The sequence below is a fragment of the Enterococcus sp. DIV1328a genome (assembly GCF_050536905.1).
GTDB lineage: Bacteria > Bacillota > Bacilli > Lactobacillales > Enterococcaceae > Enterococcus > Enterococcus faecalis.
In genome coordinates, this window is the sequence record NZ_CP172912.1 from 679,707 (window position 1) to 701,825 (window position 22,119).

25 protein-coding genes and 1 other annotated feature are annotated in these 22,119 nt (G+C 37.0%); of the genes, 19 read left to right on the forward strand and 6 right to left on the reverse strand.

All coding sequences use genetic code 11. From position 1 onward, the window contains the following. Positions 1–149 precede the first annotated feature (149 nt). The gene (locus IGL93_RS03285; protein ID WP_002376088.1) at positions 150–785 is read right to left on the reverse strand and encodes a pentapeptide repeat-containing protein; all 636 of its coding nucleotides are present in this window, start codon (positions 783–785) and stop codon (positions 150–152) included. Beyond that, positions 782–1,855 carry an FUSC family protein gene (locus IGL93_RS03290; protein WP_002355782.1) on the reverse strand — a complete coding sequence of 358 codons (1,074 nt, stop codon included), beginning with the start codon at positions 1,853–1,855 and terminating at the stop codon, positions 782–784. Before IGL93_RS03290 ends, IGL93_RS03285 begins: the two co-directional genes overlap by 4 nt. Before the next feature lie 243 nt (positions 1,856–2,098). On the opposite strand from IGL93_RS03290, the gene opp1A reads away from it, so the two are divergent. Further along, positions 2,099–3,769: an oligopeptide ABC transporter substrate-binding protein Opp1A gene (gene opp1A, locus IGL93_RS03295; protein ID WP_010775666.1), complete on the forward strand. Its 1,671-nt coding sequence runs from the start codon at positions 2,099–2,101 to the stop codon at positions 3,767–3,769. A gap of 78 nt (positions 3,770–3,847) precedes the next feature. On the opposite strand, the gene IGL93_RS03300 is transcribed toward opp1A, so the two are convergent. Continuing rightward, on the reverse strand, positions 3,848–4,198 hold the full coding sequence (locus IGL93_RS03300; RefSeq protein ID WP_002355784.1) for a DUF3899 domain-containing protein: 351 nt from the start codon (positions 4,196–4,198) through the stop codon (positions 3,848–3,850). 90 nt (positions 4,199–4,288) lie between these two features. Here IGL93_RS03300 and opp1B point away from each other — a divergent pair, with 90 nt between their 5' ends. The 8 genes from opp1B to rplT all read left to right on the forward strand — a co-directional run bounded on the left by opp1B (position 4,289) and on the right by rplT (position 11,073). Beyond that, on the forward strand, positions 4,289–5,230 hold the full coding sequence (opp1B, locus tag IGL93_RS03305) for an oligopeptide ABC transporter permease Opp1B (protein ID WP_002381304.1): 942 nt from the start codon (positions 4,289–4,291) through the stop codon (positions 5,228–5,230). Next, positions 5,230–6,282 carry an oligopeptide ABC transporter permease Opp1C gene (opp1C, locus tag IGL93_RS03310; protein ID WP_002355787.1) on the forward strand — a complete coding sequence of 351 codons (1,053 nt, stop codon included), beginning with the start codon at positions 5,230–5,232 and terminating at the stop codon, positions 6,280–6,282. The genes opp1B and opp1C overlap by 1 nt, the downstream gene beginning before the upstream one ends. A 9-nt stretch (positions 6,283–6,291) precedes the next feature. Beyond that, complete coding sequence (gene opp1D / locus IGL93_RS03315) at positions 6,292–7,350, forward strand: oligopeptide ABC transporter ATP-binding protein Opp1D (protein ID WP_002355794.1); 1,059 nt, start codon at positions 6,292–6,294, stop codon at positions 7,348–7,350. Continuing rightward, positions 7,350–8,306, forward strand: coding sequence for an oligopeptide ABC transporter ATP-binding protein Opp1F (opp1F, locus tag IGL93_RS03320; RefSeq protein ID WP_002355795.1), 957 nt, complete (start codon positions 7,350–7,352; stop codon positions 8,304–8,306). Before opp1D ends, opp1F begins: the two co-directional genes overlap by 1 nt. Positions 8,307–8,346: 40 nt before the next feature. Then, positions 8,347–9,417: an RNA-guided endonuclease TnpB family protein gene (locus tag IGL93_RS03325; protein ID WP_010775667.1), complete on the forward strand. Its 1,071-nt coding sequence runs from the start codon at positions 8,347–8,349 to the stop codon at positions 9,415–9,417. Between the two features lie 214 nt (positions 9,418–9,631). Beyond that, positions 9,632–9,763 (forward strand) — a sequence feature (ribosomal protein L20 leader region). Positions 9,764–9,817: 54 nt separating this feature from the next. Further along, positions 9,818–10,339 carry a translation initiation factor IF-3 gene (infC, locus tag IGL93_RS03330; protein ID WP_002355797.1) on the forward strand — a complete coding sequence of 174 codons (522 nt, stop codon included), beginning with the start codon at positions 9,818–9,820 and terminating at the stop codon, positions 10,337–10,339. Positions 10,340–10,452: 113 nt separating this feature from the next. Next, positions 10,453–10,653 (forward strand): 50S ribosomal protein L35, encoded by a 201-nt coding sequence (gene rpmI, locus IGL93_RS03335; RefSeq protein WP_002355798.1) that lies wholly within the window; start codon positions 10,453–10,455, stop codon positions 10,651–10,653. A gap of 60 nt (positions 10,654–10,713) precedes the next feature. Further along, positions 10,714–11,073: a 50S ribosomal protein L20 gene (rplT, locus tag IGL93_RS03340; protein ID WP_002355799.1), complete on the forward strand. Its 360-nt coding sequence runs from the start codon at positions 10,714–10,716 to the stop codon at positions 11,071–11,073. 47 nt (positions 11,074–11,120) lie between these two features. On the opposite strand, the gene IGL93_RS03345 is transcribed toward rplT, so the two are convergent. Beyond that, positions 11,121–11,501 carry an MmcQ/YjbR family DNA-binding protein gene (locus IGL93_RS03345; RefSeq protein WP_002393469.1) on the reverse strand — a complete coding sequence of 127 codons (381 nt, stop codon included), beginning with the start codon at positions 11,499–11,501 and terminating at the stop codon, positions 11,121–11,123. Between the two features lie 67 nt (positions 11,502–11,568). Here IGL93_RS03345 and IGL93_RS03350 point away from each other — a divergent pair, with 67 nt between their 5' ends. From IGL93_RS03350 to IGL93_RS03360, 3 genes are all read left to right on the forward strand, one after another. Beyond that, a complete protein-coding gene (locus tag IGL93_RS03350) occupies positions 11,569–11,928 on the forward strand; it encodes a DUF1304 domain-containing protein (RefSeq protein WP_002370721.1) in 360 nt (119 codons plus the stop codon). Positions 11,929–11,993: 65 nt separating this feature from the next. Continuing rightward, the gene (locus IGL93_RS03355; protein ID WP_002368164.1) at positions 11,994–12,488 is read left to right on the forward strand and encodes a GNAT family N-acetyltransferase; all 495 of its coding nucleotides are present in this window, start codon (positions 11,994–11,996) and stop codon (positions 12,486–12,488) included. A gap of 17 nt (positions 12,489–12,505) precedes the next feature. Continuing rightward, on the forward strand, positions 12,506–13,021 hold the full coding sequence (locus tag IGL93_RS03360; RefSeq protein WP_010775668.1) for a GrpB family protein: 516 nt from the start codon (positions 12,506–12,508) through the stop codon (positions 13,019–13,021). A 15-nt stretch (positions 13,022–13,036) separates the two neighbouring features. Here the strand turns inward: IGL93_RS03360 and IGL93_RS03365 are convergent, their stop codons facing one another. After that, positions 13,037–14,212, reverse strand: coding sequence for a SulP family inorganic anion transporter (locus IGL93_RS03365; protein ID WP_010775669.1), 1,176 nt, complete (start codon positions 14,210–14,212; stop codon positions 13,037–13,039). A 110-nt stretch (positions 14,213–14,322) separates the two neighbouring features. Continuing rightward, positions 14,323–15,351: a YeiH family protein gene (locus IGL93_RS03370; protein WP_010775670.1), complete on the reverse strand. Its 1,029-nt coding sequence runs from the start codon at positions 15,349–15,351 to the stop codon at positions 14,323–14,325. A gap of 112 nt (positions 15,352–15,463) precedes the next feature. Between IGL93_RS03370 and IGL93_RS03375 the strand changes: the two genes are divergently transcribed. The 7 genes from IGL93_RS03375 to IGL93_RS03405 all read left to right on the forward strand — a co-directional run bounded on the left by IGL93_RS03375 (position 15,464) and on the right by IGL93_RS03405 (position 21,974). After that, entirely contained in the window at positions 15,464–16,294 is an 831-nt protein-coding gene (locus tag IGL93_RS03375) for a LysR family transcriptional regulator (RefSeq protein ID WP_002358839.1), read from the forward strand. A 64-nt stretch (positions 16,295–16,358) separates the two neighbouring features. Beyond that, positions 16,359–17,231 (forward strand): VOC family protein, encoded by an 873-nt coding sequence (locus IGL93_RS03380; protein WP_010775671.1) that lies wholly within the window; start codon positions 16,359–16,361, stop codon positions 17,229–17,231. Positions 17,232–17,504: 273 nt separating this feature from the next. Beyond that, positions 17,505–17,729, forward strand: coding sequence for a hypothetical protein (locus tag IGL93_RS03385; RefSeq protein ID WP_002355808.1), 225 nt, complete (start codon positions 17,505–17,507; stop codon positions 17,727–17,729). Positions 17,730–17,817: 88 nt separating this feature from the next. Next, on the forward strand, positions 17,818–18,492 hold the full coding sequence (sapR, locus tag IGL93_RS03390) for a two-component system response regulator SapR (protein WP_002355809.1): 675 nt from the start codon (positions 17,818–17,820) through the stop codon (positions 18,490–18,492). Positions 18,493–18,505: 13 nt separating this feature from the next. After that, positions 18,506–19,531, forward strand: coding sequence for a two-component system sensor histidine kinase SapS (gene sapS / locus IGL93_RS03395; protein WP_002358842.1), 1,026 nt, complete (start codon positions 18,506–18,508; stop codon positions 19,529–19,531). A 147-nt stretch (positions 19,532–19,678) separates the two neighbouring features. Continuing rightward, positions 19,679–20,542 (forward strand): GRP family sugar transporter, encoded by an 864-nt coding sequence (locus IGL93_RS03400; RefSeq protein WP_002355811.1) that lies wholly within the window; start codon positions 19,679–19,681, stop codon positions 20,540–20,542. A gap of 40 nt (positions 20,543–20,582) precedes the next feature. Beyond that, on the forward strand, positions 20,583–21,974 hold the full coding sequence (locus IGL93_RS03405; RefSeq protein WP_002361373.1) for an amino acid permease: 1,392 nt from the start codon (positions 20,583–20,585) through the stop codon (positions 21,972–21,974). The last annotated feature ends 145 nt before the right edge of the window (positions 21,975–22,119 follow it).

The following is a 22,119-nucleotide window of genomic DNA, read 5'->3' on the forward strand; positions in this document are numbered from 1 at the left end:
CCAAAAAAAGAGATTGCTTAACCTAAGATAGTTTACCTAAAAATAAGGCACAAGTAAAATGGTTCCGTTGGTTTTTCCAAAAAATTAATAACAATTTAATAAGAAAGAACCGACAGAACCAGTTATTCGGCTATTTTTTTAAAATTTTCTTAGGTAATCACCAAACCAAGGGCACTTGCCAAATAAATGGCTTGTTCAGGGGTGACTTTAAGACCTGATAAATAGTTTGGTGAGAAAGTCAAGCGTTCAAAGGTGTTTTGGGAAAAATCCAATCCTTTTAAAGAAGTATTTAGCCAATTACTTTCGGTTAAATCGCAAGCTTCTAGAAGGAGTTTCTTCCAGGTGACCTCGAAAAATTCACTTTCGACTAAACGAGTCTGATTAAAGTGAACAAGATTAAAATTTGCAAAACGAAAAGAAGCATAATCGGCTTTGCAATCCTCAAATAGACAATCTTTTAAATAGCTATCTGCAAAATTCGTTCCTGTCAAATTGCAACGAAGGAAAGTCACTCGATGAAAACTGCCAGACAGCCATTCGACGTTAGAAAAATCGCAAGCTTCAAAACGCACATTACTACAATCAAAAGAAGCAAACTGGCCATTTGCTAATGAAAGATGATCGAAAACAGCATCCCGAAAGACTAAGTTACGAACTTCTTGATTCGATAAATCAATCTGCTGATACAAATGATTTTCTAAGATTGCCTCATCTTCTAATTGACAGTTCGTTAATAGAGGAAGTTGTTCTGGCAGATTTGGTGGCAAGGGATAAGTTATTTTCATAAAACGCCTCTTTCTTCTTGTTGATTTTCAAAGGTTTCATCAATTGAGTAGGCCCGATTATAGAAACGTAGCGCAGTTGTGAAAACATAAGCGCCGGCAAAACCAAGTAAACTACCTAACACAATCCCGACTAATCGATAGTTTAAAAGATTACTAATGACTTGCTGTCGTGCAAGATTTGATAATAATAAGGACATCGGGGTAATAAAAAAGCTGGCAATCGCATAGTTTCTGTTAATGAATCCTTCAAAAGCTGCATATAGAATACTAATGATACCGATTGTTTGTAAAGGTGTAAAGGGAATCATTAATAAAATTGCAGAAAGCAACAAACCAAGACTCGTACCTAGAATCCGTTGCACATTTCGCTGCATCACAGAATGTAAATTTTCCCCTTGTAAAATGGCTGCGCAAGTAAACGTCATCCAATAGGCGTTGACTAAATGAAGCGATTGACTTAAATAAGCCGCTAAAAATAAAATGGCCGCATAATGCAAAGCATCTAATAAAGAAGCGGGATCGATATAAAGTCGTTCTTGAAGAGACATCCGTTTTTGAAAAACGTAGGGGCGCTTGTCGATGAAATGAAGCACAATGCCCATGATAATGCCGGTCACTACTCCTAAAAGAACAAAACTGGCCATGATGGGAATCTTATGTAAAGGAAAATTGTTGCTTGTTCCCATTGCGGTTGACATGATAACTAACAAAGCACCAGGCTTCTCAATGCCATACAATCTAAAAAGTAAGCGTGCAAGAAAAGCGACGATGGCAATTGTAATGGGAATCAACCAAGGTACATGGTGACTTAGCATTCCTAAGCTGTTGCCCAGAACAATAAAAAAGCCAACAATATTCAGTCTGCGCAATAATTGAGGCAAAGGAAGCGGCTGATAATAAATAAACGTATAAATGCCCATCGAGCCAAAGGTCCCAATGAGTAAATTATTGGAAAAATAACCAATTAATAATGGAATTGCCATACAAATTGCGACACCAACTAACCGAAATAATTCGTCATTTGCTTTATCGATAGCAAACAAATCCTTTAAAAACGTAGAATTTTTCATATTTTGTCACTCCTTTACTTCCTAATTTACCATAATGTTTAGAAAACTGACAAAAGAATTGCAATAAAAGACAGGAAGAAAAAGAGTGGTTTCTGATAGGAAGAGAAGAAAAATTAAAAAAAGTTAACATTTTGACTTGCAATTTTAATATGAAAAATGTAAGATATATTCCATAGCAATAAATAATTATTAAATTCTGATTTTTCAGAAAATACAGATTGCATTATTTTAGGAGGCAACACTATGAAATTGAAAAAGTCATTAACATTCGGTGTGATTACATTATTTAGCGTAACAACTTTAGCGGCTTGTGGAGGCGGCGGAACGTCAGATAGCTCAAGCGCGTCTGGTGGCGGTAAGGCAAGTGGCGAACAAGTTTTACGTGTCACAGAACAACAAGAAATGCCAACAGCTGATTTATCACTAGCAACAGACAGAATTAGTTTTATTGCATTAAATAATGTATATGAAGGAATTTATCGTTTAGACAAAGATAACAAAGTCCAACCTGCAGGTGCAGCGGAAAAAGCAGAAGTTTCTGAAGATGGACTAACATACAAAATTAAATTAAATAAAGATGCAAAATGGTCAGACGGTAAACCAGTGACTGCTAATGACTATGTTTACGGATGGCAACGAACAGTTGATCCAGCGACAGCTTCTGAATATGCTTATCTGTATGCCTCTGTAAAAAATGGTGATGCCATTGCTAAAGGGGAAAAAGATAAATCAGAATTAGGAATTAAAGCAGTCAGTGATACAGAATTAGAAATCACTTTAGAAAAAGCAACACCATACTTTGATTACTTATTAGCTTTCCCATCATTCTTCCCACAACGTCAAGATATTGTGGAAAAATATGGTAAAAATTATGCATCAAACAGCGAAAGTGCTGTCTACAATGGTCCATTCGTCTTAGATGGCTTTGATGGTCCTGGTACAGATACAAAATGGTCATTCAAGAAAAACGATCAATATTGGGATAAAGACACAGTGAAACTGGACTCAGTAGATGTGAATGTTGTGAAAGAATCACCAACCGCGTTGAACTTGTTCCAAGATGGACAAACAGACGATGTCGTTCTTTCTGGTGAATTAGCTCAACAAATGGCCAATGACCCAGCTTTTGTTAGTCAAAAAGAAGCATCAACACAATATATGGAACTAAATCAACGTGATGAAAAATCACCATTTAGAAATGCGAACTTACGTAAAGCAATTTCTTACTCAATCGACCGTAAAGCGTTAGTTGAATCAATCTTAGGGGATGGTTCTATCGAGCCAAACGGTTTAGTACCAGCAGATATGGCAAAAGACCCAAGTGGCGGCAAAGACTTTGCTAAAGAAGCAGGTAGTCAAATTGAATATGATACGAAAAAAGCTAAAGAATACTGGGAAAAAGCGAAAAAAGAATTGGGGATTTCAACCTTAACAATGGATATTCTTTCTTCAGATGCAGATTCTTCTAAGAAAACAGTTGAATTTGTTCAAGGGTCAATTCAAGATGCTTTAGATGGTGTGAAGGTAACGGTTAGTCCGGTTCCATTCTCCGTTCGTTTAGATCGTTCAAACAAAGGCGACTTTGATGCAGTAATCGGTGGTTGGAGTGCTGACTATGCTGATCCAAGTAGTTTCTTAGACTTATTTGCTTCAGATAACTCATATAACCGTGGACGTTATAACAATCCAGAGTTTGACAAGTTCGTGAAAGCAGCAAGTAGCGCAGATGCGACAAATCCTGAAAAACGTTGGGATGATATGTTAAATGCAGAGAAAACGATTATGGGAGACATGGGTGTGGTACCATTATTCCAAAAATCAGAAGCGCATTTACGTGCTGAAAAAGTCAAAGATGTCGCAGTTCATCCTGCTGGCGCAACGTATGACTACAAATGGGCATACATTTCAGAATAACCTGACAAAAGATCGATAGCAAACAAAAAAGGACCTTTGCCATGGAATAAAAGGCAACGGTCCTCTTGCTATCTTGTCTTAGACCAAGTAAAATAGTAGAAAGCCTAAAGACAGAATCAGTAAGATGCCCCCAGTTTTTAGCCAGAAAGAGCGATGTGCATCGCCAATGACTGAAAGCGGGATAAACTCTTTCGGTTCATTTTTCTTTTTAAAACGAAACGCGTTTTTCATTGAGCGCTGAAAGTTATCGAAAAAGCCAGAGGACATAATCCATAAAGCAATGCCGATAATTAAAAAGAAAAGCGAAACGATAAAGAAGGTATCTGATAATGAGGAGGTAGTGATAGGTTCTTTACTTATTAATAAGTAAAGAAAAATGCCGATACTGGAAATAACGGCTGTAATAATTGGCCATTTAAAAGTTTTCATGTGTTCACCCTATCTATTATTGTGGTCTATCTAGTCATTACTTTAACGAAAATAACTGAGGAAGTCAAAAAAATCTCGGAGGTGTCATTATTGAATAGTTTTGGAAAATATTTTCTTAAACGGATCTTTTTCATGATTATCACTTTGTGGTTAATCGCAACGATTACGTTTTTCTTAATGCAATTATTACCAGGTACGCCTTATACCAACCAAGAAAAACTTAGTCCAGAAACAATCGCTATGTTGAATAAACAATCTGGCTTAGATAAACCAGTGATTGTTCAATACGGAATTTACTTAAAGAACCTGGTAACAGGAGACTTTGGTATTTCATTCCAATTTAAAAACCAACCTGTTGCTAAGTTATTAGCTGGTCGAATTGGGCCATCCCTTCAACTGGGAGGACAAGCGATTATCTTTGGTACGTTAGTCGGTATTTTATTGGGGATTATCGCAGCGATGCGTCAAAATACTTGGGTAGATACGTTGGCAACATTGTTAGCCATTTTAGGTCGTTCTATTCCAAACTTTGTTTTCGCGGTATTATTACAATACATTTTTGCAATGAAATTAAGAATCTTACCAATTGCTATGTGGAATGGTTTTGCCTACACAATTTTACCAACTATTGCCTTGGCAATGAGTCCAATGGCCGATTCGGCTAGGTTTATTCGAACCGAGATGGTAGAGGTCTTGCATAGTGATTATGTCGAATTAGCCAAAGCAAAAGGCTTGAGTCGCTGGCAAGTTGCATTCCGCCACGGGTTAAGAAACAGTTTAATTCCATTGATTACCTTATTAGGACCTTTAGCCGTTGGTTTAATGACAGGTTCTTTAGTAGTAGAAAATATTTTTGCCATCCCTGGAATTGGGGAACAGTTTGTAAAATCAATTATGACAAACGACTATCCAACAATTATGGCAGTAACTATTTTGTATTCAACAATGTTAGTTGTTGTAATTCTGATTGTTGACTTACTTTATGGTTTAATTGATCCAAGAATTCGCGTATCAGGAGGTGCAAAAGGCTAATGGAAACAGTCAATAAAAATAATCTACCACAAGCGATTAAAGATATTCCGGCAGATGAGTTTCAGCCTCTAAACACTTCAACTCTAAAAGAAAGAGAGCGTATTGCCACACCGTCTTTAAGTTTCTTACAAGACTCATGGCGTCGTTTGAAAAAGAATAAAGCTGCAGTTATCTCAATGAGTTTCTTAGCAGTTATTATCTTTATCTCTATTATTACCATTTGGGTTTCACCACATAACCCAACGAAACAAAATGTTTCTTACATTAACTTACCACCACGAATTCCTGGCTTGGAAAGCGTGAATGGTTTAAATGGTAAAACAACAGTTGCTGGTCAATTAGTTGATAAATATGCACAAGCAAACGTTCCAGATAACGTAAACTTTTATCTAGGAACAGATGGTTTAGGTCGTGATGTCCTAAGTCGTTTATTTATGGGAACACGTATTTCCTTATTAATTGCGTTTATCGCGGCAATTCTAGATATTACGATTGGGGTAACGTATGGACTGATTTCCGGGTTAGTCGGCGGTCGTGTCGATACAGTAATGCAACGTATTTTAGAAGTTCTTTCTGGTATTCCTAACTTAGTTGTTATGATCTTGATGCTAACAGTCTTTGATCCAGGGATTGTTTCGATTGTTTTGGCCATGGTTATTACAAACTGGATATCAATGGCCAGGATTGTGCGAGCCCAGACCATGAAACTAAAAGATCAAGAGTTTGTCATGGCAGCAGAAACATTGGGCGAATCTCGTTGGAAAATTGCTATTAAACATATTTTACCGAATATCTCAAGTGTCATTATTGTCCAAATGATGTTCAGTATCCCATCGGCAATTTTCTTTGAAGCGTTCCTAAGTTTTATTGGGTTAGGCTTACGTCCACCAACCGCATCTTTAGGAACCTTGTTAAACGAAGGATACAAAACTTTCCGTTTCCTTCCATATTTAATGTGGATTCCAGCGGCAACACTTTCAGTTATCATGATTTGTTTCAACTTGTTAGCTGATGGTTTACGTGATGCATTTGATCCTAAGATGAAAGAGTAAGAGTGGTGAATGACTATGGAAAAAGTATTAGAAGTTAAAGACTTAAGAATCTCCTTTGATACATTTGCAGGTAAAGTCAACGCCATTCGTGGTGTGAGTTTTGATCTTTATAAAGGTGAAACGTTAGCCATCGTAGGTGAATCAGGGAGTGGTAAATCTGTTACAACCCGCAGTATTATGCGTTTGTTGAGCAGTAATGCCAATATTGATAACGGGGAAATTTTGTTTAAAGGACAAGATATTGTTCATAAAACAGAAAAACAAATGCAAGCCATTCGTGGTAAAGAAATCGCAATGATTTTCCAAGATCCGATGACTTCATTAGACCCAACGATGCCAATTGGCAAACAAGTGGCGGAATCATTAATCAAACATAATAAAGTCTCAAAAAAAGAAGGCTTAGCGCAAGCATTAGAATTACTAAAATTAGTCGGCATTCCTAATGCTGAAAAACGTTTGAAAAACTATCCACACCAATTTTCTGGTGGGCAACGTCAACGGATTGTCATTGCAATTGCTTTAATTTGTTATCCCGAAGTTCTAATTGCAGATGAACCAACTACAGCGTTGGATGTAACCATCCAAGCACAAATTTTAGAGTTATTAAAAGATTTACAAGAAAAAATTAGCACTTCGATTATTTTCATTACCCATGATTTAGGGGTAGTAGCGAACGTGGCTGACCGTGTCGCTGTCATGTACGGTGGACGTCTGGTTGAAGTGGGAACAGCAGAAGAAATTTTCTATAATCCACAACATCCATATACTTGGGGACTTTTAGGGTCAATGCCAACGATGGAAGGAACAGAAGACAAACTTTATGCGATTCCAGGTTCACCTCCAGATTTATTAGATCCACCAACTGGAGATGCCTTCTATCCACGGAATGAGTTTGCTTTAAAAATTGATACAGAAAAAGAACCACCTTATTTTGAAGTATCACCGACACACAAAGCAGCAACGTGGTTATTAGCACCACAAGCACCAAAAGTTACGCCTCCAGCAGAGATTGTTCGTCGTTGGGCAATTTATGCAGAGCGTCAAAAAAATCCAGGAGGTAGTAATTAATGGCAGAAGAGAAAAAAGTCCTATTAGAAGTCACTGGTTTGAAACAGTATTTCAATGTTGGTCGTAAAGACGAAGTAAAAGCCATTGATGACATTAGTTTTCATATTTATGAAGGCGAAACCTTTGGATTAGTTGGCGAATCAGGAAGTGGAAAATCAACAACTGGTCGCAGTGTCATTCGTTTATATGATCCAACTGCTGGTGAAATTCTTTTCGATGGAAAAGACATTAGCAAAATTAAATCAAAAGCGGACATGCAAGCATTCCGCCGCGATGTTCAAATGATCTTCCAAGATCCATATGCTTCATTGAATCCAAGAATGAAAGTCAATGATATTATTGCTGAAGGAATCGATGTCAATGGATTAGCTAAAACACCAAAAGAGCGGGAAGAAAAAGTCAATGAACTTTTAAAAACGGTGGGATTAAATCCAAGTCACAGTACGCGTTATCCTCATGAGTTTTCTGGTGGGCAACGTCAACGGATTGGGATTGCTCGTGCTTTAGCGGTTAATCCACGTTTCATTATCTGTGATGAGCCGATTTCGGCTTTGGATGTGTCGATTCAAGCCCAAGTAGTAAACTTATTACAAGATTTACAAAAAGAACAAGGCTTAACTTACTTGTTTATCGCACATGACTTATCGATGGTAAAACATATTAGTGACCGAATTGGCGTAATGCACAGTGGGAAATTATTGGAAATGGGCACAAGTGATGATGTCTATAATTTCGGCGTTCATCCTTATACAGAAAGTTTGCTTTCTGCGATTCCATTACCAGATCCAGACTATGAACGCACACGTAAACGGATCGTTTACCAGCCTGCAGCGGCAGATGGGAAAGATCGTGAGCTCCGTGAAATTCTCAATGGACACTATGTTTATTGTGCTGAAGACGAAGTTGCAATGTACCGTGAAAAAATTGAAGAGAAGAAAAGAAAAGCTGGTTTATAACCAGCTTCTTTTCTAACTATCTTGGTAGGGTGGTTATGAGATGAAGGCTCTGAAAGCTTATAAATACAGACTTTATCCAACCTCAAAACAAGAAGAGTTTATTCAAAAAACATTTTCTTGTGTTCGCTTGGTGTATAATTTAATGTTACAAGACCGGATTGATATCTACAAAGAGATGCGAAAAAATCCTCAACAAACGTTTAAAATGCCAACGCCAGCTAAATATAAGAAACAATACCCTGTCCTCAGAGAAGTTGATAGTTTAGCCTTGGCAAATGCACAAGTTTATTTGGATCGAGCCTTTAAAAATTTTTATCGGGAAAAAGGGATGGGCTTTCCAAAAAAGAAAAAGAAAGAAACGGTGCATTCCTACACTACAAACAATCAACATGGCACGGTCAAAATTTTGGATAATCGTTATTTGAAAGTACCTAAATTGAAATCTTTAATTAAAATGAAGGTACACCGCCAACCGCTGGGGGAGATAAAATCTGTAACTATTTCTATGAGTGCGAGTCACAATTATTATGTTTCCATTTTGTGTGAAGCGCCGATTGAAACGAAAACAAAGCAACAAAAAATGGTGGGAATTTGTAGCAGTAGGGAAAAATTTGCGCTGCTTTCGAATGGTGAAAGCTTCGAAAAAAGCTATTGTTCAAAGCATTTAAAGCAAAAACTACGTCAAGAAGAACGAAAATTAAACAAGCGTAAAATGATTGCTTTGGAAAAAGGTGTCGATCTTTCGCAAGCAAAAAATTATCAAAAACAAAAAATAAAAGTCGCAAAAATTCGCGAAAAAATAGCCAACCAACGAATGGATATTTTAAACAAAATTACAACGGAATTGGTTTCAAGTTACGATGTTATTTGTATTGAAAAAGCCCATCACAGTAATGAACGGCCGCCAAAACATGATCGTTCTGAACTGGCTTGGTCTTTATTTTTAGCTAAACTGTTGTATAAAGCACAATGGTATGGCAAAGAACTCATTTGTATTGAGTCAGAGGAGATCGAAACAGAGTTGTCTTTTTCTGAAAGTACAGAAAATTCAGAGTATCTTAGAAGCCAAAAAATCTTAGAACGTGGCTTGTCTAAACGAGAAACCTTATAAATAGAAGAACTGTAGGGACTACAGGGATCGCCTAGGGGATAGAAAATGTACACCATGTGTTGAACCATTTGTTTCTAGGAAGTCACATTGGGACAGTCCACTAATTATTAATAATCAAAATACGAGTTCAAACGAATCTAGTGCTAGATTCGTTTTTTTTTTGAGGAAATATATTGACAACTAGGATAAACTAAGGTAAACTAGTGAAGTTGAGAAATGAAAGCAGAAGCACCCGCTTCTCGCCTTAGTTGAGTATATCGCTGGGCTAGATAAAGTATTCCTTATTTTTTTAAGTAAGGCAGACTGTTGGCGGGTTCTGGATAGGAACCTGTTTTTTTATTGCATTTAGCAAACAAAGCAGACTTCCGTTAGGATTTTCTCTTAAAAATTTTGGAGGTGAATGACCATAGCAAAGGATATGATGGTTAACGACGGCATTCGTGCACGCGAGTTACGTTTGATCGGACAAGATGGTGAACAATTAGGTGTAAAAACCAAAGCAGAAGCATTACAAATCGCTGAATCTGCAAACTTGGATTTAGTACTTGTAGCGCCAGGAGCGAAACCACCAGTTGCGCGAATTATGGATTATGGAAAATTCCGTTTCGAACAACAAAAGAAAGAGCGTGAAGCTCGCAAGAAACAAAAAGTGATCAACGTCAAAGAAGTTCGTTTAAGTCCAACAATTGACGTAAATGACTTCAATACAAAACTTCGTAATGCGCGTAAGTTCTTAGAAAAAGGAGACAAAGTGAAAGCTTCTATCCGTTTCAAAGGCCGTGCCATTACCCATAAAGAGATTGGTCAGAAAGTTCTTGATCGCTTAGCTGAAGAAACTGCGGACATCGCCACAGTGGAACAAAAAGCGAAAATGGACGGACGCAGCATGTTTCTAACGCTGGCACCGAAAAACGACAAGTAAACGAAGAGACCGAGCATTCGGACTTTTGGTAATTTCTACAAGAAGGATATTCGACAGTTGTGACTGTTAGAGTCTTTCACTTGAAGCAAAGATTTTGAGGAGGAAAATTAGTCATGCCAAAACAAAAAACACACCGCGGATTAGCAAAACGTGTAAAACGTACTGGTGGAGGCGGCTTAAAACGTGGCCGTGCCTTTACATCTCACCGTTTCCACGGTAAAACTAAAAAACAACGCCGTCAATTGCGTAAAGCAAGCATGGTTGCAAAAGGCGATTACAAACGTATCCGCCAACAATTAGCAAGAATGAAATAAAACAACTCGGTGACTTTTAGATTACCGTCAAGAGAAACAAGATATTAGGAGGAATTCAACATGGCACGTGTTAAAGGTGGAACAGTAACCCGTAAACGTCGTAAAAAAGTCCTTAAGTTAGCGAAAGGCTACTACGGATCAAAACATACTTTATTTAAATCAGCAAAAGAACAAGTAATGAACTCTTATTACTATGCATTCAGAGACCGTCGTCAAAAGAAACGTGACTTCCGTAAATTATGGATTGCACGTATCAACGCGGCAGCTCGCATGAATGGCTTAAGCTATTCTAAATTAATGCACGGTTTGAAATTGGCAGAGATTGATATCAACCGCAAAATGTTAGCTGACTTAGCCGTTAACGATGCAGCAGCATTTACAGCGTTAGCTGAACAAGCAAAAGACGCTTTAAGCAAATAAGCTTAAATAATCTTTCACACCCTACTCATTGAGTAGGGTGTTTTTTTTTAATAACTCCGTTGGTAACTTTCATCTATAAATGAAAAAACTTGTGAGAGCGGAATTTCTTCAGAAAGACTTAACCAATGCTCTTTATTCATATGATAGGCAGGAAAATAGCCAGGTTGGTTCTTTAATAAGGCAATCAATTCAGGCGCAAGTTTAACGGTTAAAATAGTGAGCTGCTTATTCTCGGTAGCGCCGAGCAGTTGTGCATCCAGTGGCATAATTAAAGCAAACCATTTTGCATTTCTAGGATGACGAAAGACGAGATAGTCTGGGTGTTTTTCAAAAGGGAAATCGGGCGTTATCTGATAACGTTCTTGGATATAGGCGCTAATAGTTTCTTGAAAAGTCATAGGTTTCTTCCTTTCGTTAAGGCTAGGCATATCTATTTACATCATAGCAAAAATTACATAAAATTACTTCGTTCAAAGGAATGGGAGGAGGGAGCAGATGACATTAATTTCAACAATTTTAGTAACCTTGGTGGCTGTAGAATTTTTCTACATTATGTATTTAGAAACGATTGTACCAACATCTGAGACAACAAGCCGTGTTTTTAAAATGGATAAGCAAGAGTTACAAAGAAAATCAGTGACTACATTGTTTAAAAATCAAGGAATCTATAATGGACTAATCGGTGCAGGACTTATTTATAGTGTCTATTTTGCGCAAGCAACGATGGAAATGACAAAATTTTTATTGATTTATATTATTTTAGTGGCGGCGTACGGTAGCTTAACTAGTGATAAAAAAATCATTTTAACACAAGGCGGTTTAGCTATCGTGGCTTTGCTTAGTTTACTTGTTTAGCCATCAGAGTTAATAGAGAGACAGTCAAATCGACAGAAAAAACACGGTAGATTTGACTATTTTTTATAGAATTGAGAGAGACAAAATGTGGTATACTTTGTTTATTAGATAGGGAGGAATTAAAAATGCTGAACCAAAAAGAAGTAAAAAAAACCGATTATCCTCAATTAATTTCTCTATGGCGTTCTTCAGTAGAAGCTACCCATTTGTTTTTGAGTCAGGCAGATATTGATAAAATCGAAGTGGTTTTACCTGATTATTTTCAACAAGTTCAATTAAGTATGTGGTTAAATGAAGAACAGAAATGCGTGGGGTTTAGTGGAACAAACCAACAAACTTTGGAAATGTTATTTATTGACCCAGTCTATTTTCGTAAAGGCTATGGTGGAGAAATTATCAAAAAGTTAATAGAGCAAGAATCAATTGTCTTTGTTGATGCTAATAAACAAAATGAAGGGGCAGTGAAGTTCTATCAATCTCAAGGGTTTCAAGTAATTGGTGAATCAAAGGAAGATCCTCAAGGAAATCCGTTTCCTATTTTACATATGAAACGGATATAGAAAAGAGGGAAGAAATCATGCGGGTAATCGTTACTGAATACCAACCAGCCTGGGTGGAACAGTTTGAAGAAGAAGCCCAAGCGTTGAAACAGATTCTAAAGGAAAATTGTCTTAAAATTGAACATATCGGTAGTACCTCTGTGCCTAATTTAGCAGCCAAACCAATTATTGATTTTTTGATCATTGTTGAAGAAATTGAAAAAGTAGACCTGTTACAAGGGGAATTTGAAAGAATCGGTTATGAATATATGGGGGAATTTGGGCTATCAGGACGTCGTTATTTACGAAAAGGCCCGATAAAAAGAACACATCATGTGCATATTTATCAGTTTGACAATACGCAAGAAATTTTGCGCCATCTTGCTTTTCGAAATTATTTACGAGAAAATCCGGCAATTGCTACAACCTATGGTACATTAAAAAAGCAATTGGCCCAAGCACACCCCGATAGCATTGATAAATATATGGATGGCAAAGATGCGTTCATTAAGAAAATAGAAAAAGAAGCGTTGAAGAAATATTGGGAAAAATAAAAAAAGTTGCTAAAGCTAGCAACTTTTTTTTGGTTCTTTTTTGAAAAAATGATAAAGAAGACCACTTAAAAGAACACCTAGAATAATTCCAATAGCTAAATTATGCGTATAGACGATCACACCCACTGTCACGAGTAAAATAACAATTTCAGTAACTTCAAAAGTTCGGAAAAGCTGCAAACTTTCCCAATCAAAGGTGTCGACTGCCACTGTCATCATGATCCCAATCAATGCAGCTGTAGGAATGGCTACCATCACGGATTTAAAAACAAAAATGAATAGAAGGAGGGTAATACCTGAAATCAAAGTAGAAAGCCGTTTTCGTCCTCCAGATTTAACATTAATGACCGCTTGCCCGATCATCGCACAGCCAGCTTGGCCACCAAAAAAGCCGGTAATTATATTAGCGAATCCTTGCGCCTTAACTTCTCGTTGGCTATCACTTTGGCTCGCTGTCATTTTGTCCACAATGGGGATCGTCAATAAAGATTCAATTAACCCGACCATTGCTAAGGCAACAGAGCTAGGTAAAATAATCCACAACGTTTCTAAGTTGACGGGTACATTAGGCCAACGGATCGCTGGATGAAACTGACTCATTTCACCAAGATCACCTACCGTTTGCAAATGACCTTTTAAAAAATAGGACAGGATAGTCATGAATAAAATAACAATTAAAGCAGGAGGCACAATTGTAATAAACTTAGGTAATAGATAAATAAGTAAGATACTACAGATAATCATGCCGTAGGACCACAGTGTTTGATGAGGCAATTGTTGTACTTGCGCCATGAAAATTAAAATGGCTAACGCATTGACGAATCCGTACATCACTGTCTTGGGAATAAAGCGCATCAATTTGTGGATACCTAAATAACCTAAAATAAATTGTAGAAAGCCTGTTAAAATAGTCGCAGCAAGCATGTATGACAAACCGTGTGCTTGAATTAAGCCTGCAAGGACTAAGGCCATTGAACCAGCAGACGCCGAGACCATTGCCGGACGGCCGCCCGTAAAAGTAATCACAAGTAAAGTAACAGCTGAAGCAAACACTGCAGAAAGCGGGTGAACACCAGCAATAATCGCAAACCCGATTACTTCTGGTAAAATGGCGACAGAAGAAACGAGACCAGCAAATAGATCATTTCGTTCATTGCCTAACCATTCGCTTTTTTTAATACTAAATAACATCGAAAAACTCCTTTAAGTTAATAAAACCTTTAAGTTAATAAAACCTTATTCATAATAGCATGAATAAGCTGAAATAAAAAAGTTTGACGTGTTAACGTCAAACTTTTTTATTAGAACTGTAGCAGTGCCAACAACAAAATGGCTAGGACGACTTGAACAGTTCCTACTGATAAACCATAGATTAAGAAACGTTTGCCTTCTTGGAAAAACTTTTTAAAATCGAGTCGTAACCCGATTGCTGCCAAGGCAGTAATTTCAAACCAAGAACTAAAGAAATGAGCAGTCTCACTGATCACGACGGGGAAATGAATCAAACTATTAAAGACACAGGCAATGAAAAAGCCAACTACATACCAAGGTAGGGCGCTGCTTTTTTTGGTGACTTCTACCAACTCAGCCTCTGATTCTGTCGTCTTACTTTGCTTGAAACGTCCAAATAAATAGACAACTGCTACGAGTAGGACAATCCGCATAATTTTAAAGAGCATCGCAAGTTGAACTGCGTTCTCATTGACCATATTGGCACTGGCGACAACCTGACCAACTGATTGTAAAGTCCCTCCGATTAGTGCGCTACGAGCCAACAAATTGGTACCATAGAGAATCCCACTTAAAATGGGTAAGGTCAACATTAAAACGGTTCCTAATAAGTTTACTAAAGTAATGATTTGGCCTTTTTCTTCCTCATCTGCTTGAATTGCTGGAGCAATCGAAGCAATAGCAGAAGACCCACAAACGGCATTACCACCAGCCATCAATAAAGACATATTATCAGAAAAAGCCAGTTTTTTACCGATCAAATAGGCAAAAATAATGGTCAGCGACATTTGAATGAGAATAAATGCGACACCTTGTAAGCCAATTTGGGCAATCGTTTGAAAGGTCACGGTGGTTCCCAATAAAACAACAGAAAATTCTAGTAATTTACTTTCGGCTACTTTGGTTCCGCGATTTAAATTGGCACCGCGAACAAAGGTATTTCCCAAAAAGATTCCTAGTAAAATAGCTATCGTTGCGGCGCCTAAGCTAGGTAACCAGATGGCAAGGAACTTGCTAAGGCAGGCGACAAGGAAAGCTGTTAGCAAGCCGGGAAGAATTTGGAATAAAGATTGGATATAATCATTTTCTGAATTTTTCATTGAAAAAATCTCTCTTTCTTGTTCATTACTTCCAGTATAACGAAATTTTTTACATTTGAGAAATAAATAGTTAAAATAATATTTATAATAGAAAGTTATCGAAAGGATGCTTATGTTTAAATTATTAAAGACTTTTCAAATTGTGTATGAGCAAATGAACTTTTCCAAAGCAGCTACCTGCCTATATATATCACAACCAGCCGTTTCTAATCAAATCAAACAATTAGAAGAAGAATTAGGCTGTTCATTGTTTTTAAGAAATGGTCGACAAGATGTAGTCCCTACTAGGCAAGCAGAAGTCTTGTATAATCGTTTGCTAAATTTAGCTGATGATTGGCAAGAAACATTAACAGCTCTTCATCAGGCGAGATTACCTAAAGAAACTTGCCGAATTGCTGCGTCTAATACTTTTGCAGTTTATTATTTGCCGCAACTGATGCAGCATTTACAGACACAGTATGCAACGATCAATTTTGTTTTAGAAATGAACAATTCAGAAGAAGTAGTGGAAAAAGTTGAAAAACATCAAGTTGATTTTGGCTTTATCGAAAAACCATTAATTACGAAAGGCGCCTCTCGTGAAGAAATTATTCAGGATCAATTGGTTTTAGCTGGAGACCCTGCCAATCAGAATTGGTTGGTACGTGAAAAGGATTCTGGGGTCTTTCATTATACCCAACAGTATTTAGAAGAAAGTAATCAAAGCCCAACACTCATGACGGTTAAAAATAATGAAATGATTGTTAAAATGTTGGAATTGGGCATGGGGCAATCGTTGCTTTCAAGAAAGGCGATTACTGAAAAAATTCCTTTCCAAACGTTAGGTGAAAAGTATTGGCGTTCCTTTTATTTTTTGACACGGGGACATTTAAAATCTTCCTTGCTTCAAGAAGTAAAACAAGCAATTTATCGATTCTATCAGACGGAAATGAATAAATACTAAAACGTTCTCTTTGTTTATTTATCAATCTTTGACTACACTAAAGAAAACGAAGGAGGGAACCACAATGCCTAAATTTTCACCATGTTTATGGTTTGACACACAAGCGGAAGAAGCTGCTAACTTCTATACAACAATCTTTGAAAAAGGTGCGATTCTAAGTAAAACGAACTACGTTAATGAGGAGCATCAACCTCAAGGAACATCATTAATGACCATTGAATTTACCTTGGCGAACCAAACAATCATTGGTTTAAATGGCGGACCAGAATTTTCCTTTACGCCAGCTAGTTCATTTTTTGTTGAATGTACAACATTACCACAAACAGAAACGTTGTGGAAAAATTTAACAACAGATGGACAGATATTGATGCCTTTTGGGGAATATCCTTTTAGTCCTTTATATGGTTGGGTAGTGGACAAATTTGGTGTCTCTTGGCAAGTGTCTTTTTCAGGAAAAGAACAAACAATTGTACCAACCTTTATGTTTGCTAATGAAAAATATGGCGAAGCAGCCAAAGCTCTATCAGAATGGTTGGCGATTTTCGGTCCAGGCGAAATAATTGAAAAAGTTGAATATGAAGATGGGAACATTGCGCAAGCACTTTTCACATTACAGGAGCAACCGTTTCGAGTAATGGATGCACGAGATAAACATGATTTTGATTTTACCATGGCCTTCTCCATTTATATTGATTGTGAAAATCAGGAGGAAATAGATCGGCTATGGCAACAAGTGACTGCTAAAGGGAAAGAATGGCCGTGTGGCTGGATGGAAGATCAATTTGGGGTCAGTTGGCAAACAGGCAATCCTGAACTGAAACGTTATTTATCTGACTCAAATCCAGCTAGAGCAAATGAAGTGACCAAAAAATTGTACCAAATGAAAAAAATAGATTTAAACCAGTTAAAAGAAGTGTATGACAAATATAATCATTAGAAAAACTGAGGTTGTCTGATCGACTACACTTCGTTACGTTGGTATCAATTCCAATACATGGAACATACTAGAGTTGAAGGGCTTGTCTTTTAAGGATCAAGACCTTCAACTCTTAAAAAAGGCTCGATTCTTGCGAGTTCCAAAGAAGCCACTTCTATTTTGTTGTTTACTTAATGGTTAGGACTCTGCCGATTTTTTTATAAGATTATGCTATAATTAAGAGTAGTAAATTATTGAAGGAAAAATGAAAAGTCCAAAATAGGAAGTGGTAAAATGATTGAGTTAATTGTGTTGTTAACAGTTTTTACTTATGGAACAAACTTTGTTTTATATCTTATTTTGAAAAATAAAAAGTCCATGCCAATTGTCGAAAAAGCTTCTATTGTATTAGGAATTAATATGTCTGTGTTATTATTAGATGGTATTTTTGCTTTTGTTGGTAAATTCATCATGTTATCAGAATGGGAATTATTAGCGCCTATTTTTGAAATAGTGTAAAAATCATCATAAAGTCCTATATCCAAAAAGAATGAAGTTTGTTAGGATAAGAAAGATGAAAATTTAGAAATAAAAGAGGTGGGATTGCATGGCTAAAATCATGATTGTCGAAGATGAAACAACCATTCGAGAATTAATTAGCGAGGAATTACAAAAATGGCAATTTGAAACGATTGGAACAACCGATTTTAATGATGTATTGGATGATTTTCAAGAGGAGAATCCTCAATTAGTCTTGATGGATATTAATTTACCTGTGTACGACGGGTACTATTGGTGTCAAAAAATTCGTGAAGTTTCTAAAGTACCAATTATTTTTATTTCGAGTCGTAGTACCAATATGGATATGATTATGGCGATGAACATGGGCGCGGATGATTTTGTTACAAAACCGTTCCAGATAGATGTTTTAATTGCTAAAATCAATGCTTTGTTGCGCCGCTCTTATAACTATTCCGATACGGATAGTGAAGTGCTTTCACATAATGGCATTACTTTAAATGTGGACAATGGACGAATGGAAATCAAAGGCGAAATGATCGATTTAAGTAAAAATGAATACCGATTACTATATCTTTTAATGAAAAAGCACGGAAAAATTTTAACACGTGAAAAACTATTGCGCGCTTTATGGGACGATGAACGTTTTGTGGATGACAATACGTTGACGGTAAATATCAATCGTTTACGAAAAAAAATTGAGCAAGCGGGGATTGCTGGCTATATTGAAACCAAAGTGGGCGTCGGTTATATGGTGCCCTAGATAGGAGTAGACAATGACCATTCTAAAGTATTTAAAAGATCGCTGGTTATTACTAATTGGCTGGTTATTTTTTCTGTTCTTAACTTGTTTTATTTTATGGTTGGCTCCTAATGTCCGCTTAGATTGGACAGTGGTTGGCTATATCTTTTTACTGCAAAGTGTTTTTTTATCGCTATTTTTAACAATTGATTATTATTTAAAACGTAAGTGGTGGCTTTCGTTGGCAACGGAAAAAGAGCCGCCTTCTTTACAAGAATATTTGAATACAGCAGAAAAAGAAGAAGAACTACTTGTCCAAACGTATATTAACGGTTTATTGCAAGAGCACCAACAAACCATGCAGCAAGCAATTAACAACCAACAGGACCAAAAAGATTACATTGACTCTTGGGTTCATGAAATCAAAGTCCCCCTAGCGGCTATCACGTTACTGGTACAATCTGTCGAAGATGATATTCCAGAGAAAAAATATTATCTATTGGAAAATGAGTTAGGGAAAATTGATGAATATGTCGAGCAAGTCCTATATTATGCTAGATTGGACAGCTTTTCTCGAGATTATTTACTTCAAGAATATTCTTTAAAAGAAATTGTGCAATCTGTTGTTCGTACGCAAGCAAATTATTTTATCCAAAAAAGATTGCAATTCTCAATTGAAGGAGAAGATGAAGCGGTTTTAACCGACCGAAAATGGGTCATTTTTATTTTCCGCCAATTATTAAGTAATGCAGTCAAGTATACGCCAGAAGGCGGCACGATTACGGTCCTAATTTCCAAAAATAAACAAGGTATTTATTTATCTTTAAAAGATTCTGGGATTGGCATTCCGATGCAAGATCAACGACGCATTTTCGATAAAGGATTTACTGGTGAAAACGGGCGAAAAAGCGAACAGCATTCGACTGGTCTTGGTCTGTATTTGGCTCATAGCTTAGCGAAAAAGTTAGGTCATGATTTAACAGTCGAATCGACAGAAGGGCAAGGTACGACGATGACATTGTTTTTCCCTTCCCTCAGTTATTATAATGAAGTGAAATAAAAAGTAGGTCTATCAGCAAACTAAAGAGGTGATAGGCCTTTTTTTATTTATTAAAACTTTCTTGCTAACTTCTCTTACTCTTCTTAGTTGTTTAGAAAACGTTTTTATTGTTAGAATGAAATGAAATAAATTTGTTAGGAGAATATTATGAGTTTACTTATCGCTTTAGTGCCCATGATTGCGTGGGGCAGTATTGGTTTAGTCAGCGGTAAAATTGGTGGAAGCGCCAATCAACAAACGTTAGGTATGACAATCGGCGCATTACTATTTTCAATTGTTGTCTTTTTTGTTATCCAGCCTACGTTGACGACAGCCACATTAATTGTTGGATTTATATCTGGTTTATTCTGGAGTTTGGGACAGAATCAACAATTTCATAGCATGAAATATATGGGCGTTTCAGTTGGCTTACCAATTTCAACTGGGATGCAGTTAGTTGTTAATACCGTTGCAGGGGCTGTTTTTTTCCATGAATGGACAAAAACAAAAGACTTTGTTGTGGGCTTTATCGCTTTAGCCTTTTTAGTTTTTGGGGTGTATTTAACAGCTCGACAAGATGATGATAGTCAACCGAAAACCTCAAACAGTATGTTAGATTTTAATAAAGGGATTCGGGCGTTGATTTTCTCAACAGTTGGGTATGGCGTCTATACCATCATTATTAATGCCACTGGTTTAGATCCGTGGGGAATTATTTTGCCACAAAGTATTGGTATGTTAGTGGGGGCTAGTTTCTTTGCTTTCAAAAAAGTCAAAGTTGATCGTTTTGTTTGGATGAATATGACGACGGGTCTGCTTTGGGGCTTAGGAAATATTTGTATGTTATTAACCATGCGTGAAATTGGCTTAGCTATTAGCTTCTCTTTATCACAAATGGGGATTATTATTTCGACTCTTGGGGGCATCTTCCTTTTAGGCGAAAGAAAATCAAAAAAAGAAATGTTTTATGTTATTTTTGGTTGCATTTTTGTTATTCTAGGTGGTATTCTTTTAGGGTATATGAAAGCGTAAATAGTTTATTTACGCTTATTTTTTTTACGGGGGTAAACACATGTCTATTTTCAGAAAAAAAGAAATCACTGTGCCTGTCAATGACAGTGGTGGGATGAAAAAAAATCTTAAGACGATGGACTTAATTTTTCTAGGAATTGGGGCTGTAGTAGGAACAGGGATTTTTGTTGTGACAGGTGTCGCAGCGGAACGCTATGCAGGTCCAGGGCTCGTCTTATCATTTCTGGTAGCAGCAGCCGCGATTATTTTATCTGGTTTATGTTATGCAGAATTTGCATCACGTATTCCGGTCATTGGCGGGCCGTATGCCTACATGTATGTGGTCTTTGGAGAAATTGTGGCTTGGATGACTGGTTGGATGATTATTTGTGAGTTTTTCTTGGCGGTTTCATCCGTTGCTTCAGGTTGGTCAGGCTATGTTCATGGCTTTTTGGATAGCTTAGGTTTTTCTTTACCGCAAGCGTTAAGTGGCGCTTATAATCCAACAAATGGTACATATATTGATTTGATTGCCATGTTGGTCGTTGTAGCCGTAACTTTTTGGGTATCTTTAGAAGCGAAAACAGCGTTACGTTTAAATAACTTAATGGTTTTCGTGAAGTTTGGGATTATTTTATTATTTGTTCTCGTGGGAATCTTTTATGTGAAACCAACGAACTGGCAACCATTTATTCCTTATGGTTTTTCAGGCGTTTTCAGTGGTGCTGCTTTAGTTTTCTTTGCCTTTCTAGGGTTTGATGCGGTTAGCATGGCCGCGGAGGAAGTGAAGAATCCGAAAAAAGATATTCCAAAAGGGATTATTGGTTCCATTATTATTTCAACATTGTTATATATTGTTGTTACGTTAGTTTTAACTGGAATTGTTCCATTTACGGATTTAGGGGTCAAGGATCCGGTGGCTTTTGCGATGCGTTTCATTAATCATGGCGCAATTGCGACAATCATTTCAGTTGGTGCTATTTTAACCTTATTAACAGTGACGATTGCGATGATGTACAGTTTAGCCCGTGTGATTTATGCGATTAGTAAAGATGGATTACTGCCGCAGTTTATGAGCAAAATTGATGAGAAGCGGCACACACCTAAGAATGCAACCTATGTAGCTGGATTTTTAGCAATGGTTTTTGCTGGTGTTGTTCCAATGGAGATGTTGGCTGAACTTACAAATATCGTGACACTCTTTTATCTGATGTTTCTCGCTTTAGGAATTATCAAATTACGGACAATGAAAGGAGAACCGCAAGCAGGTGAATTTAAAGTGCCGCTTGTGCCGGTTCTACCATTAATTTCAATCGTGGTTTGCGCGGCTCTAATGTTCCAATTGTCTTTAGCTACTTGGCAAGTATTTGGCGTAGCCGTAGTGATTGGTTTGGCTATTTATTTCTTTTATGGACGACACCATAGTATCGTTCGTTTCGAGACAAAAGAATAAAAATGAACGAAAAAAGAGAGGAATACTTGTCAAATAGACAGGTGTTTCTCTCTTTTCTTTCTGGCATTTTCTTCATTTTCAAGAGAAAACCGACAAGAAATATAGTTTAATAATGTCTAATTATGGTATACTGTTTAGGAGTAAA